The 14218-nt window shown below is 74.2% G+C and carries 14 protein-coding genes; 10 read left to right on the plus strand and 4 right to left on the minus strand.

The annotated features are described in order from the left end of the window. Positions 1-27 precede the first annotated feature (27 nt). A complete protein-coding gene (locus H305_RS0128455) occupies positions 28-864 on the plus strand; it encodes a class E sortase (RefSeq protein WP_037765626.1) in 837 nt (278 codons plus the stop codon). Between the two features lie 98 nt (positions 865-962). On the opposite strand, the gene H305_RS0128460 is transcribed toward H305_RS0128455, so the two are convergent. Together H305_RS0128460 and H305_RS0128465 are read right to left on the minus strand one after the other, a co-directional pair. Then, positions 963-1580 carry a hypothetical protein gene (locus tag H305_RS0128460; RefSeq protein ID WP_028803448.1) on the minus strand — a complete coding sequence of 206 codons (618 nt, stop codon included), beginning with the start codon at positions 1578-1580 and terminating at the stop codon, positions 963-965. A 44-nt stretch (positions 1581-1624) separates the two neighbouring features. Next, positions 1625-3181 (minus strand): MFS transporter, encoded by a 1557-nt coding sequence (locus H305_RS0128465; protein WP_234021084.1) that lies wholly within the window; start codon positions 3179-3181, stop codon positions 1625-1627. Positions 3182-3293: 112 nt separating this feature from the next. Here H305_RS0128465 and H305_RS0128470 point away from each other — a divergent pair, with 112 nt between their 5' ends. The 4 genes from H305_RS0128470 to H305_RS0128485 all read left to right on the plus strand — a co-directional run bounded on the left by H305_RS0128470 (position 3294) and on the right by H305_RS0128485 (position 6220). Further along, positions 3294-3821, plus strand: coding sequence for a winged helix-turn-helix transcriptional regulator (locus H305_RS0128470; RefSeq protein ID WP_028803450.1), 528 nt, complete (start codon positions 3294-3296; stop codon positions 3819-3821). A gap of 179 nt (positions 3822-4000) precedes the next feature. Continuing rightward, positions 4001-4318 (plus strand): DUF6412 domain-containing protein, encoded by a 318-nt coding sequence (locus H305_RS0128475; protein ID WP_028803451.1) that lies wholly within the window; start codon positions 4001-4003, stop codon positions 4316-4318. Positions 4319-4469: 151 nt separating this feature from the next. Beyond that, the gene (locus tag H305_RS0128480; RefSeq protein WP_028803452.1) at positions 4470-5228 is read left to right on the plus strand and encodes a YidC/Oxa1 family membrane protein insertase; all 759 of its coding nucleotides are present in this window, start codon (positions 4470-4472) and stop codon (positions 5226-5228) included. A 134-nt stretch (positions 5229-5362) separates the two neighbouring features. Continuing rightward, complete coding sequence (locus H305_RS0128485; protein ID WP_028803453.1) at positions 5363-6220, plus strand: fumarylacetoacetate hydrolase family protein; 858 nt, start codon at positions 5363-5365, stop codon at positions 6218-6220. Positions 6221-6406: 186 nt separating this feature from the next. Here the strand turns inward: H305_RS0128485 and H305_RS0128490 are convergent, their stop codons facing one another. Together H305_RS0128490 and H305_RS0128495 are read right to left on the minus strand one after the other, a co-directional pair. After that, a complete protein-coding gene (locus H305_RS0128490) occupies positions 6407-6871 on the minus strand; it encodes a heme-degrading domain-containing protein (RefSeq protein ID WP_028803454.1) in 465 nt (154 codons plus the stop codon). After that, positions 6868-7944, minus strand: coding sequence for a Gfo/Idh/MocA family oxidoreductase (locus H305_RS0128495; protein WP_028803455.1), 1077 nt, complete (start codon positions 7942-7944; stop codon positions 6868-6870). Before H305_RS0128495 ends, H305_RS0128490 begins: the two co-directional genes overlap by 4 nt. 234 nt (positions 7945-8178) lie before the next feature. Here H305_RS0128495 and H305_RS0128500 point away from each other — a divergent pair, with 234 nt between their 5' ends. From H305_RS0128500 to H305_RS0128530, 5 genes are all read left to right on the plus strand, one after another. Continuing rightward, complete coding sequence (locus tag H305_RS0128500) at positions 8179-9300, plus strand: ROK family transcriptional regulator (RefSeq protein WP_028803456.1); 1122 nt, start codon at positions 8179-8181, stop codon at positions 9298-9300. 752 nt (positions 9301-10052) lie between these two features. Then, positions 10053-10985 (plus strand): LPXTG cell wall anchor domain-containing protein, encoded by a 933-nt coding sequence (locus H305_RS47250; protein WP_037765630.1) that lies wholly within the window; start codon positions 10053-10055, stop codon positions 10983-10985. 582 nt (positions 10986-11567) lie between these two features. Continuing rightward, complete coding sequence (locus tag H305_RS0128520; RefSeq protein ID WP_028803458.1) at positions 11568-12347, plus strand: HAD-IIA family hydrolase; 780 nt, start codon at positions 11568-11570, stop codon at positions 12345-12347. A 130-nt stretch (positions 12348-12477) separates the two neighbouring features. Then, on the plus strand, positions 12478-13290 hold the full coding sequence (locus tag H305_RS55085; protein WP_234021086.1) for a hypothetical protein: 813 nt from the start codon (positions 12478-12480) through the stop codon (positions 13288-13290). Between the two features lies 1 nt (position 13291). Beyond that, the gene (locus H305_RS0128530) at positions 13292-13951 is read left to right on the plus strand and encodes a class F sortase (RefSeq protein WP_028803459.1); all 660 of its coding nucleotides are present in this window, start codon (positions 13292-13294) and stop codon (positions 13949-13951) included. Positions 13952-14218 lie beyond the last annotated feature (267 nt).

Consider the following 14218-nt stretch of genomic DNA (forward strand, 5'->3'; position numbering starts at 1 on the left):
CCGCCGGGCGGTGAAGGAGGCGTACGCATGCGGGCTCACCCAGGGGGCGTACGCGGCCGGGTTCCCGGCGTCGTGCACCACGGCACCCGCAGGCGGCGCGCACTGCGCCGCCGGGCCCTGTGGACCGGCGGTGAACTCCTCGTCACCGTCGGCCTCGTGCTGCTGCTCCTCGTCGTCCACCAGTTGTGGTGGACCAACCGGCAGGCCCGGCACGACGCCGAGCGCAAGGTGCAGGCGCTGGAACGGGAGTGGGGTGAACCCCGGGCGGACGACTCCGCCCCGGCGGGCGGCCCCGGCGGCGGTGCGGCGAGCGACGGCGACTCCGCCGACGGCCCGGAACCGGGCGAGGGCGCTTCCCCGGCCGGCGGCCGGCGGCCCGCCGGCGCCGGCGGCTCCGGGCAGCACCCCCGCCGGTCGCAGGCGTACGCCGTCCTCACCGTCCCCCGCCTGTCCCTGCGTGTCCCCGTCGCCGAGGGCGTCAGCAAGCCGGGCGTGCTCGACAAGGGATACGCCGGTCACTACAAGGGCACCCAACAGCCGGGCCAGGCAGGCAACTTCGCGCTCGCCGGGCACCGCAACACGCACGGTGAGCCGTTTCGGTACATCAACCGGCTGCGGCGCGGCGACACGATCACCGTCGAGACCAGGACCGCGCTGTACACGTACGTCGTCGACCGGACGCTGCCGCAGACCTCGCCGAGCGACGGCGGGGTCATCCGGAGCGTGCCGCGCAGCACCGTCCGGCCGTCGTACGGGTACAGCGAGCCCGGCTACTACATCACCCTCACCACCTGCACCCCCGAATACACGTCCAGGTACCGGTTGGCGGTGTGGGGCGTGCTGCGCTCCATGCGGCCCCGTTGAGGCCGCCGGAGAAGGCCGCCGGAGAAGGCCGCCGGAGAAGTCCGCGGGCAAGGGCGTGCGGAGACGTCCGGCCGGCCGGGCGGTGCCCGGGGAGCCCCCTAGAGGCGGGGCGGGCCGGGCGGGTACGCCGCCGGGCCCTTGCCCTGCGCGTGCAGCAGCGTCGCGAGTTCGTACTGCGCCACGACGTCGCCGCCCTCCGCCCGCGGGCGGTACAGCTCCTCCGCCTCGGCGTACCGGCCCAGCGCCGCGAGGCAGGAGCCGAGGTCGCGCCAGGCGAAGCGGTGCCCGAGCGTGACGGCGAGGCGGTACCACGCCACGGCGGCCGTCAGGTCGCCGTCCCGCCGCCTCCAGTAGCCCAGTTGGCCCGCGGCCCGCGCGCTGCCCGCCCGTGCCATCCCGGCCACCAGCTCCTCGGCCTCGGCGACCCGGCCCGACGCCCACCGGCGCATCTCCTGGGCCATGGTCACCAGCCAGTCGGGGTCCCGGCGCACTTCCGCCTCACGGCGCAGCCAGTGTTCGGCCTCCGCCTCGTGAGCGGGGTCGGTGTGGGCGAGTCCGCTGGCCGTCCAGGCCAGTCGGCGTACCGCTTCGAGGTGGCCGGCTTCGGCGAGCGGCACGAGATACCGCTTCGCCTCCTCGTGACGTCCCTGGTCCATGAGATCGCTGCCGAGCCGGTACTGGGCGGAGGCGTCGCCCTCCGCTGCCGAAGTCGCCATGACCGGCACCCTACGGGGGGACCGCTTTGCCCGGGCGCGGTCGGTCAGGTCCGTTCCCGCAGCACCAGCACGCCGGCCGCCGCCAGCAGGGACAGCCCCGCGGAGACGCCGATCGCGATGTCCGCGCCGTGTCCCGGCCCGCCGGTCGAGGTCACCAGGGCGATGGTGAGGGCGACCCCGGCGCAGGACCCGATGTAGCGGAAGGTCTGCTGGGCTCCCGAGCCCATCGCGGCCCGCGCGGCCGGTACGGACTCCACCGCGAGCAGCGGCAGGGAGGCGTTGAGCAGACCGCTGCCCACCCCGGAGACGACGAAGCCGGGGAGCAGCCGCGTCCACGAACCGGCGTCGACCGCGCCGAGCATGGTCAGGACGCCGGCCGCGTGCAGCGCGAAGCCCAGGACGAGCTGGTGGCGTGGTGAGACCCGGCCCGCGAGGCGCCGCGCCTGGAGGGCGACGGCGAAGGACAGCCCGGACCAGAGCAGGAACAGCCAGGCCGTGTCCATCGCGGACAGGCCGAGCGTCCGCTGGAGCAGCGCCGGCAGGAAGCTGAACAGGCCGATCACCGCGAGACCCGTGAACATTCCGCCCGCGGACGAGGCGAGGAAGCGGCGGTGCCGCAGCAGACCGAGGTCGATCATGGGGATGGCGGTACGGCGTTCGACGGCTACGAAGGCCGCCGTCAGGACGACGAAGGCCGCCAGCAGCAGACCCACCGGTGCGCGCAGCCAGCCGTCGCGGCCCATCGTGAGCGCGGCGACGAGGGCCACCAGGGCGAGGCCGAACGTCAGGGCTCCGGCCAGGTCGGGACGGCCGCCCCGGGGAGCGCGGGACTCGGTGAGGGCGCGGGTTCCCAGCAGGGCGACGACCAGTGCCGCCGCCCCCAGCACCGCGTAGGCCACCCGCCAGCTCAGCGTCGAGGCGATGCCGCCCGCGAGCAGCGGACCGACGGCGATGCCGCCGCTGACGAACGCGCCCCACACGCCGGTCGCGTGCAGCCGGCCGCGCGGGGTCGGGAAGGCGTGGACGATCAGGCCCAGGCCGCTCGCGAGGATCGCCGCGCTCGCCGCGCCCTGCGCGATGCGGGTCAGCGTGAACAGCCAGGTCGAGCTCGCGAGCGCGCCCAGCGCCGTGGTGATGCCGAGGGCGACCGTGCCGGACAGGAAGATCCGGCGGCGCCCGTAGTCGTCCGCGAGGCTGCCGGCCACCAGGAGCAGCGCGGCCAGGCCCAGCGGGGTGCCGTTCAGCAGCCAGGCCTGGGCGGAGACCGAGGTGTGCAGCGCGGCGGCGGTGTCGGGCAGCGTGACCATCGGCGCCGTGTACGTCATCAGGGCCACCGCGGTGGCGGCGCTGGTGACGGCGAGGGTGGGGGCGGCGCGCGGGGTGGCGCCCGGCGGCGGGGGCGCGGGGGTCTCCACCGATCTCGTGGAGAGGGTGGCTTCGGTGGCTTCGGTGGTGTCGACGGCGCCGGCGGCCCGGGTGGCCACGGTGGACCCGTCGGTCCCGGCGGCCCGGGTGGCCACGGTGGACCCGTCGGTCCCGGCGGCCCGGGTGGCCTCGGCGGTCGCGTCGGTGGAGGTGTCGGTCCGGTCGAGCCGGGTCATGGCCTGCCCCTTCGGAGCGTGAGTTCGTTCATTGAACCTTCGGATGTGCCGACCGTAGCACCCTGGGTTCGTTCATTGAACCAAGATGTCGGAAAGTGGCTACAGTGGGGGCATGGCTCTGGGCAAGGACTACGCGACGCAGGAGTGCTCGATCGCCCGCGCACTCGAAGTCGTGGGCGAGCGCTGGACGCTCCTCGTCATCCGCGACGCGCTCTACGGCGTGCGGCGCTACAACGACTTCCTCGTGCACCTCGGCATCCCGCGCGCCGTCCTGGCCGCCCGCCTCCAGACGCTCACCACCGAGGGGATCCTCGAAAAGCGCCGCTACCAACAGTCGCCGCCGCGCGACGAGTACGTGGTCACGGACCGCGGCATCGCGCTGTGGCCCACGCTGCGCGCACTCGGACTGTGGGGCCGTGAGCACTTCACCGAGACCCAGCTGCGGACGTTCCGTCACGCGGAGTGCGGAACGGAACTCGGTCCCTACGGGGAATGCCCAGTCTGCGGAACCGTCGTGCCCGTCCCGGACGTCGAAATGGTGCCGGGACCCGGACTCGATCCGGACCCGGCGGATCCGGTCAGCCGGGCACTGCTCAAGCCGAAGAGGCTGCTGCGGCCGATCGAGACGGATCCTGTATAACGGCAGGGAGTCAGGCACGGCAGGAAGCCGTGGTGCGGGACGGCCGACGTGGGCCCGCCGCACCACGGGCACGAGCACAGGCGCTCGTACCCGCACGGGCACGAGCACAGGGGGCGCGTACGCACGCGGCCACAGGCACGCGTACGCACACGGGCACGAGCGGAGAGGGGAAGCGGTCCATGACACGGAGCTGGGCGAACGCGCGTCCCGTCGCCGTGCTGCTGGCGCTTCTCCTAGAGGTCGCGCTGCTCGACACGGGCAGCCTCTCCGCCGCCGTGGCCGTCGCGTTCACCGCGACCGCGGCGGCCGGCTCCGCGCTCGCCGTCTGCGCCCTCACCGTCTCGCGCTGCGCGCCCGCCGTCCCCCGCACACGGGTCCGGACGGCCATCCGCGACCGTGAGCACCGTACGGCGTTCCTGCCCCAACGTGATCCCGACGCCGCCGGGCGCACCCGCCCGCGCGCACCCGGCCGTGCCCTTCTGACGGCCACCGCGTAGGGACGCACCGCACCATCACCTCACCGGTCACGCCGACCGGCACTCCGTGCACCCCGCGCGGGCCCGTCATGCCGCAACCCCGACGCACGTCGCCCCGACGCCGTCGAGGTGTCCGATTCCGGCACGACGAGACCCCTCGGAGGGCTCACCCATGTCCACGTTCATGTCCGCGTTCGCCGATCTGGTCGAGCAGCTCGCCGACCTGCTCCGCCCGCTGTTCCACGACTCCGCGGCCGCCGCGGCGATCATCCTGTTCACCGCGCTCGTACGACTCCTCGTGCACCCCCTGTCCCGGGCGTCGGCGCGCGGGCAGCGGGCGCGCGCCGAACTCCAGCCACGGATCGCGGAACTGCGCAAGAAGCACGGGAAGGACCGGGAGACGCTCCAGAAGGCGGTGCTGGAGCTGCACGCGCAGGAGAAGGTGTCGCCGCTCTCCGGATGTCTGCCCAGCCTGCTCCAGATGCCGGCCTTCTTCCTCCTCTACCACCTGTTCTCCAGCTCGACGATCGGTGGCGACGCCAACGCCCTGCTCGGGCACCGGCTGCTGGCCGCGCCGCTCGGCGGCCGGTGGGCGGACGCCCTGGGCGACGGCGGGCTCATCGGTGCCCCGGGACTCGTGTACCTCGGCCTGTTCGCGGTCGTCGCGGCCGTCGCCACCTTCAACTACCGGCGCACGAGGCGGACGATGGCGGCGGCCGCCCCGGCGGCCGGCGACGAGCAGCTGCCGGGACTCGCCTCGGTCAACCGGTTCATGCCGTTCCTGTCCTTCTTCACGCTCTTCACCGTGGCCGTGGTGCCGCTGGCCGCCGCGCTGTACGTGGTCACCAGCACGACATGGAGCGCGGTCGAGCGGGCGGTGCTGTACCGCGACATGCCGGGGGCGGCTCCCGCGGCGGCGACCCTCGTCTGAGCCCGGCCGCCGGGGGTTACGGTCCAGTCCGTGAACGGGGTATTGCGGACTGGACGTCGAACTCGGAGGATCGACCAGTCCTCCGATGGCTGCACCCGTCGGTCGACAGCCCGCGATCGAGGGAGATTGTGATCATGAAGCTGCTGCGAGTCGGTACGGCGGGATCGGAGCGGCCCGCGCTGCTCGACGCCGAGGGGACCCTCCGGGATCTGTCGGGCATCGTCCCCGACATCGACGGTGCGCTGCTCTCCGACGACGCGGCGCTCGGCCGGATCCGTGCCGCCGCGGCGGCCGGGGAACTGCCCGCGCTGGACGCGGCCGGGCTGCGCGTCGGGCCGCCGCTCGCCCGCATCGGCAAGGTCGTGTGCATCGGGCTGAACTACCACGACCACGCCCGCGAGACCGGTGCCGAGCCGCCCGCCGAGCCGGTCGTCTTCTTCAAGGCGGCGGACACCGTGGTCGGCCCGAACGACACGGTGCTCGTGCCGCGCGGATCGGTGAAGACCGACTGGGAGGTGGAGCTGGCCGTCGTCATCGGCCGTAGGGCCCGCTACCTGGAGACCGACGAGGAGGCGCTCGCGCACGTCGCGGGCTACGCGGTCGCGCACGACGTCTCCGAGCGCGAGTTCCAGATCGAGCGCGGCGGAACCTGGGACAAGGGCAAGAACTGCGAGACGTTCAACCCGCTGGGGCCGTGGCTGGTGACCGCGGACGAGGTCCCGGACCCGCAGAACCTGTCGCTGAAGCTGTGGGTCAACGGCGAACTGAAGCAGGACGGCACGACGGCCGAGCAGATCTTCCCCGTCGCCGAAGTCGTCCGCTACGTCAGCCGGTTCATGACGCTCTACCCCGGTGACGTCATCAACACCGGTACGCCCGCCGGCGTGGCCCTCGGGCAGCCCGAGCCGAAGCCGTACCTGCGGGCCGGTGACGTCGTAGAGCTGGAGATCGAGGGGCTGGGGCGGCAGCGGCAGGCCCTCAAGAACGCGTAGGCGCTCCGCTTGGGCTGCGGTTCTGCGGAGCCCGGGGCGCCGGGGGCTCGGGGGGCTCGGGGGCGGTTGGGGGTAGGGGCTTTCGGGGCGGGGGGGTCCGTGCCGGTCGGGGGTGGCTGGGCGCGCCGTTCCCGCGCCCCCCGCGGGGTGCTTCCGGCCCCGCCTGTCGGCGGGGCCGAGGGGCGTTCAGGTGGTCCTGAGCTTTTCCAGGGCCTCTACGACCAAGGCGTGGTCCTCGACCTGTGGCAGGCCGGACACCACCACCGTGCCGATGACTCCCGCGCCCTCGACGGCGATCGGGAACGCGCCGCCGTGCGCGGCATACGTGTCGGGGTCCAGGCGCGAGGACTCCTCGAACGTCGTGCCCTTGGCGCGGAAACGCGAGCCGACCAGGAGCGACGAGCAGCCGTAGCGCTCGACGACCCGGCGCTTGCGGTCGATCCAGGCGTCGTTGTCCGGGGTCGAGCCCGGCAGCGCCGCGTGGAAGAGCTGCTGCCCGCCGCGGCGGATGTCGACGGCGACGGGCGCACGGCGCTCGCGCGCGAGCTCCACGAGGAGCGTGCCCAGGGCCCACGCGTCGTCGTACGTGAAGTGCGGCAGCGTCAGGCGGCGCTCCTGCTCCTCCAGCTCGGCGATCTCCGGCGCGTTCACAGGGACACCACCACGGACTCGCGGGCGGACCGGCGGGCCGCCTCCAGGACGTCGAGCGCGGCGGCCGCCTCGTACGCGGTGACCGGGTTGGGGCCGCCGTCGCGGACGGCGGCGGCGACAGCCGCGTAGTACGCCGGGTAGGCGCCCGGGACCGTGGGCTCGGGTCGCCCGCCGCCGCTCAGCGGGGACTCCCCGGAACCGACGCGGCCCCACAGCGCCTCGGGCTCGACACCCCATTCCGTGCCCGCCGCGGGCCGCTTGCCCTCGCGCAGGTCCGCCTCCTGCGGGTCGAGGCCGTACTTCACGAAGCCGGCCTGCGAGCCCAGGACCCGCAAGCGCGGGCCGAGCTGGGCGGTCGTCGCGGAGACGTAGAGGTGGGAGCGGACGCCGTTCGCGTGTGTGATCGCGATAAAGGTGTCGTCGTCGGTCGCGGCGCCGTCGCGGCGGACGTCCGCCTCGGCGTACACCGAGGTCGCGGGACCGAAGAGGACGAGCGCCTGGTCGACGACATGGCTGCCGAGGTCGTAGAGAAGACCTCCGATCTCTGCCGGGTCGCCGGACTCGCGCCAGCCGCCCTTGGGCTGCGGGCGCCAGCGCTCGAAGCGGGACTCGAAGCGCCAGACATCGCCCAGTTCACCCTCGGCGAGCAGCTTGCGCAGGGTCAGGAAGTCGTTGTCCCAGCGGCGGTTCTGGAAGACGGAGAGCAGCAACCCGCGCTCGTCGGCCAGGGCCGCCAGCTCGCGGGCGTCGGCGGCCGTACCGGCGATGGGCTTGTCCACGACCACGGGCAGACCGGCCTTCAGCGCGGCCGTCGCGATCGGCACGTGGGTCTTGTTCGGTGAGGCGATGACGACGAGGTCCAGCTCGTCGGCGCGCGCCCACAGCTCGTCCGCAGTGGCGGCGAACCGGAGGCCGTCGCCGAACTCGGCGCGGGCCTGCTCCTGCCGCTCCGGGTTCGACGTGACGACCGTGTCCAGGGCGAGCCCCTCGGTCGCGGCGATCAGCGGAGCGTGGAAGACGGAGCCCGCGAGGCCGTAGCCGACGAGGCCCACACGGAGGGGAGTACGAATCATGCCCCCCACTTTCGCAACGCTGTTGCCAAAGTGCAAGCGCGAGAGACAATGGCCGATGTGAACAGGACGAACGCGGGAGAGGCGGGACGGGCACCGGCGCCGACGGCGGCCGGGGGCCGAGCACGGGCGGGCGCTGCCGAGCCGGCGGGCGGTGCGCACTGGGCTGCGGGGGCGGGCGGAGCCGTCGGGGCGGTCGGCTCGGGCGGCTCCTCGGGCGCGGGTGCGGGCGGGGCCGTGGGCTTGGCAGGACCCGCCGGGGCGAACCTGCCGGCGTTGCGCAGCCACAACGCCGCCCTCCTGCTCGACCTGCTGCGTGCCGCCGGGCCCACCGGGATCAGCCGGCTCGAACTCGCCGAGCGGACGGGGCTGACCCCGCAGGCAGTCAGCAAGATCACCGCACGGCTGCGGGCCGAGGGGCTCGCGGCGGAGGCGGGCCGCCGGGCCTCCACCGGCGGCAAGCCGCGCACGGTGCTGCGGCTCGTCCCCGAGGCCGGTCACGCCGTCGGACTCCATCTCGACCGGGACGAGCTCACGGCGGTGCTGTGCGACCTCACCGGAGCGGTCGTGGCGGAGCGCAGGGCCCCGCTGGACCTGGGCGCCGGGGGCGCCGCGGTCGTCGAGGGCGCGGCCGGGGAGGTCGAGGCGCTGCTCGCCGGGATGTCCGTGCTGGGCGTGGGCGTCGCCCTGCCCGGACCGCTCGACCACACGCGCGGGGTGCTGCACCGCGTCACCGGGTTCCCCCAGTGGGACGGGTTCCCGCTGCGGGACGCGCTGGCGGGACGGCTGGGCCTGCCGGTCGTGGTGGACAAGGACACCAACGCCGCCGCCCTAAAGATCGCGGTGGCGGGGGGCGAGCCCGCCGGGTTCGCCGCGCCGGCGGGCTCCGGCGGCGGGTCCTTCGCGTACCTGCATCTCGGTACGGGGCTGGGGGCCGGGCTCGTGATCGGCGGGGCGGTGCATCGCGGGGCCCGCACCGGGGCGGGCGAGTTCGGGCACCAGGTCGTCCAGCTGGACGGGCCGCTGTGCGGGTGCGGCAACCGGGGGTGCATCGAGGTGCTGTGCCTGGACGCGGTCCGGCGGGGAGCGCCGGAGGAGGCGGCCCGGGTGCTCGGAGCGGGGGCCGCGAACCTGGTGGGGCTGCTGGACATCGATCGCGTGCTGCTGGGCGGGCGGACCGTCGCGGCGGCGGAGGACGTCTTCGTGCGCGGGGTCGGGGCGGTGCTGGAGGAGCGGGCCCGGCGTGAAGGGGTTGCCGCGGGCGTGCCCGTGCGGGTGGCTCCGGGCGGGGCGCGGGGCGTCGCCGAGGGGGCCGCACAGCTGCTGCTGGCCCCGCTGTTCGGGCGGGGGGAGGGGTAGGGGCGGGGTTCGCTCTGCCGTACCTGGGAGTGCCGGGGAGTGATCGGGGCAGGGGTGGCGGGGCCGGGCCACACCTCGGATGTGGCAGCGCGCGGGGAGTGACGAGCCCGTCCGGCGTTTGAGGGTGAGGCGGTTCAGGCCGATCCGGGGGTCTGGGGACGGTGCTCCCGGGGACAAGGGACGGGCAGGGGTGGCCGGGGAACAAGGGACGGGCAGGGGCGGCGGGGGCGAAACCCGTCCGGCGCGCACCCGGCACGCCGGGCACGCCCGGCACCGGTCTCCAGGCCCGCACCGGTCTCCAGGCCCGGCTCCCGCCCGGCACTGGCCTCCAGGCCCGGCTCCCGCCTCCAAACCCGGCTCCCGCCTCCAGGCCGGAAGGGGTTCGGAGTGAAGGCCGACGCCGCACGGACTGAGCGTTCCCGGGTGCCGAAAGGGCTCGGCGAGCCAGGGCCAGAGCCAGGGGCCAGGGGCAGAGCCAGGGGCCAGAGCCAGAGCCAGAGCCGGCGCCGGCGTCGGACGGGCTCTGCGTTCCCCGGTGTCGAAAGGCCTCTGCCAACGGCAGCCGGCGCTTGGCGGCCTGACGGCCCCACGGCACTCGAAAGGGGCTGCCGTTCGGGCTATTTGTGCTACTTGTCCGGCGTGGTGGGGCGTTGCGGGCCGAGCGGCATGGCACGGTCGGGGAGGCCGTTGCGCGGTACCCCTGCCGCTTTCGACCCCGCTCCCAGCCGTCCCCCGATCGGCTAAGGCCCTTCATGCGACTGCGTTCCCTGCTTCCGTTCACCCTGACCGCCGCCGCCCCCGCGGCTCTGGGGAGTCTCGCCCCGGCGGCCTTCGCGTCGACCCCGGCCCCGGCGTTCACCGCCTCGGAGCCGCGTCCCGCCTGCGCCGCGCCCGACACCCGGGACTTCCCCATCAAGACCCGTATCCACGGCGGCCCGGCCGTGTACGGCGTCGGCGGCGGCTTCTCGACCTGGTACATCGACCTCACCAACACCACCGCGCACGCCTGCGGCGGCATCCACCCGATCGTCGTGCTCGTGGACGAGAAGCGGGCGTTGCGGCCGGAGCAGGCGCGGCTGGAGTTCTACGAGGGAGAGAAGTCGCACGCGGTGACGTTCGACAAGAGCGACGAGGCCGAGAACGTAGGCGCGTTCGACGACGGATTCCCGGGGTTCACCGTGGGCGCGGGCCGGACCCTCACCGTGAAGGTGCGGCTGTCCCTGACGTCGGACGCGCCCGTGCCGAACGAGGTCGTCGCCAACGCGGCCGTCGTGCAGCGGCACAACGACGACGGCGACTGGGTGGGGGAGTCGAACGACTACCGCTTCCGCGTCGAGGACCAGAGCGAGGACCCGCAGGGGAACGAGGAGCGGGGCGAGGAGTCGCGGGAGGAGCAGCAGGGGGAAGGGCGGGATCCGGGGCAGGGTGCCGGTGACGGGGAGAGCGCCGGGGCAGAGCCCGGGGTCGGGTCCACCGCGAGTGCCGGGGACGGTACCGCCACGGGGGGCGCGAGCCGTGACGCCACCGGCACGGACGAGAACGCGAACCCGTCCGCGGACGTGCTGGCCAGTACGGGACAGGGCGCGCCGCACGCCGTCGGGGTGGTGGCGGGCCTGCTGCTGTCGGCGGCCGGGGCCGCCCTCTTCGTGGTCTTCCGCCGGGAGCGCCCGGGCCGGCACCGCTGACACCCGTACCGCGGGGCCCCGGCGCCGTCGTCGGCGGTCCCCTCGTGGGCTACCCGAACCACCAGGCCCCCGGGCCCCCTTCCGCTCCGGCATCCCGGAACACGGTCGTATCCCGAAGTGCTACGCGGTGAAGGCGCACATCGCCGTGCCACGAGCCCCGCGGCTGGACGAGGACTTCACGGGCGACATCCGCAGCGGCGACGCCGTGGTGCTGTGCACGGCCGCCCGGCCCGGCGGCCTCGTCCGGGAACCGGCGGGCCTGACGCCGAGCCGGTCGCGCGGACACGCGTTGAACGACGAGTCGGGCGGCCGGAGCGCGGACGGCGCGGGTCCGGTTCCGCCGCACCGGCGGGAGCAGCTGGTACCGGGTGCTCGACGGGGTGTCGGTCGAGCCGGTCCGATGGCACCACCGGCCCCGCCGGGCCCGGAACCACGCTGTCGTGACCCAGGGATGCCGTTCGGATCGGGGTCCGAAAAGATGCCGAACGGCACCCCCTAGGCTGGGGGCGCCGGCACAACGTCGTTCCGGCGTCCCCGGATCGAGTGCGTGCAGGTACGCCAGGACGGCAGGAGACCCAGCAGATGGCAGAGCGCAAGCCCATCGAATCGTGGCTCACCGACATGGACGGTGTGCTCATCCACGAGGGCGTGCCGATCCCCGGCGCCGACGCCTTCGTCAAGAAGCTGCGTGAGTCCGGGAAGCCCTTCCTGGTGCTCACCAACAACTCCATCTACACCGCCCGCGACCTGCACGCCAGACTCCGGCGCATGGGCCTCGACGTGCCGGTCGAGAACATCTGGACGTCGGCCCTGGCCACCGCCAAGTTCCTGGACGACCAGCGGCCGGGCGGCACCGCGTACGTCATCGGCGAGGCGGGTCTGACGACGGCGCTGCACGACATCGGATACGTCCTCACCGACCACGACCCGGACTACGTGGTCCTCGGCGAGACGCGCACCTACTCCTTCGAGGCCATGACGAAGGCGGTCCGGCTGATCAAGGAAGGCGCCCGTTTCATCGCCACCAACCCTGACGAGACGGGCCCGTCCACCGAGGGACCGCTGCCCGCCACCGGCGCGGTCGCGGCACTGATCACCAAGGCGACCGGCAAGCAGCCGTACTTCGCGGGCAAGCCGAACCCGCTGATGATGCGCACCGGCCTGAACGCGATCGGGGCGCACTCCGAGACCAGCGCGATGATCGGCGACCGCATGGACACCGACGTGCTGGCGGGGCTGGAGGCCGGGATGCAGACCTTCCTGGTCCTCACCGGCCTGACCACACCCGAGGAGATCGAGCAGTATCCGTACCGGCCGTCGAAGGTCGTGGACTCGATCGCGGACCTCGTCGACCTGGTCTGAGACCCACCGGCCCGTTTGAAACCGGTACGAAGGCACGCAGACTCGGATGGAGCAACCGGGTCGCTCTGAAGATGCGCCCCGGCGCCGCTGGGGGGAACCTCCTGTTGTCTGGAGGTTCACGATGCGTTCCATGCGAATCACTCTCTGCGCCGGGGCGGCGGTCGTGGCCGCGTTCGCACCCACAGCGTGGCTCGCCCCCCTCGCCTTCGCGGCCGACCCGGGTACGGGCGTGCTGCTGACGCCCGCGGCCCCCGCGCCCGGCACCGACGTCCAGCTTCGGGCGACCGGCTGCTCGGGCAGGACGGGCACCGCCACGTCCTCCGCGTTCGTCTCCGACGCGCGGCTCACCGCCGTCGGCGGGGGCGTCCTGACCGGCGACACCCGGGTGACCAGCGGGCTGGCGCCCGGCACGTACACCGTCGAGGTCGACTGCGACGGCGGGGACGGCAAGGTCAGGGGCGTCGCGCAGATCGTCCCGCGGAGCTCCGCCACCCAGGGCGCCCTGCCCGACCTGCTGCCGAGCGACGTCGTGCAGCACCTGCTGCCGCAGGACATCGGGCCGACCATCCGGGTGCCGCAGGGCATCGTCCCGACGGGCATCGTGCCGACGGGCATCATCCCGACGGCTCTCGTGCCGCAGAGCAGGCCCGCCGAAGAACCCGGGACGGACCCCGGCTCCGACGAGGACTCCGGTACCGACCACGGCTCCGGCCTCGTGTCCGCACCCCCCGACGTCCCGGCCTCGCCGGTCGCGCCCGTGCACGCGGGCGGCGGCGGCACCGTGCTCCTCGCCACCCCGGACGCGCGAGCGGCGGGCCCCGGTACCCGGCAGGCCGTGATCGGCCTCGTCCTGGCCGGCGTGGCCGCCGTCGCCGTCGCGATCCTCCCCAGGGTCCGCGGCTCCGCCCGGACCGTCACGCGCCGGGGGGACGACCGCGACTGACATGTCCGAGCACGAGCGTTCTTCCGGCACGGGGCGGCTGCTGACCGCGGTGGCCTGGCTGGTGCTGCTGTTCGGGCTGTGGTTGTGGGGCCGCGACGTGACCGATGTCCGGCAGGGGCTCACGACGCCCACCACCGGCGACATCGCGGCCGTCGGGCGCCCGGACGTCCCGCTGCCGCCCGCGCTGGAGCCGCTCGGCAACGCGCGCCCGCAGCGCCTCGACATCCCGTCGATGGGGGTGCAGGCCCCCGTCGTCGCCCGCGGGCTCGACCGGCAGGGCGCGATCGAGCCGCCGCCCTTCGAGCAGCCCGGCGTGGTCGGCTGGTACGCCGCCGGCGTGCGGCCGGGAGCGGCCGGCGCCGCCCTGTTCGTCGGGCACGTCGACACGGAGACCAAGCCCGCGGTCTTCTACAAGCTCAGCGCGGTGCGGCCCGGAGCGACTGTTCGTGTCGTCCGCGACGACGGGAAGGTCGCCGAGTTCACCGTGGACGAGGTCCAGGTGATCCCGCGCGATCACTTCGACGCCCAGCAGGCCTACGGTGCCCGCAAGCCGGGGCGGGCCGAGCTGCGTCTCGTCACCTGCGGCGGCACCTTCGACCGCGCGAGCCGCACCTACACGGCGAACGTGGTGGTGTCGGCGTACCTCACCGGGAGCGGTTGACGAGCGGTACCGGGCCCGGTCGACGACACGCTCCCCCGGGAGCCGTCGACCGGGCTGGTCCTCGACCGCGCGCGCACGGGCTGCGGGAGTAACCCGGCGACCGGCGCGGGAGGTTCTGAGTCCGTCCGCGCGGGTACGCGGGCGGAGGCAACCGGCTCGGGGCCGTGGCCATGCGTGGCAACTCTAGAACGGATGAGCGTTCCGGCCTAGAGGTCGTCTGACGCCAAGTCCACGACCCGTGGCTCTGCGTGATGGGTGCAGGTGGAC

The sequence above is a fragment of the Streptomyces sp. 142MFCol3.1 genome (assembly GCF_000424945.1).
In the GTDB taxonomy this organism is placed as follows: Bacteria; Actinomycetota; Actinomycetes; order Streptomycetales; family Streptomycetaceae; genus Streptomyces; species Streptomyces siamensis.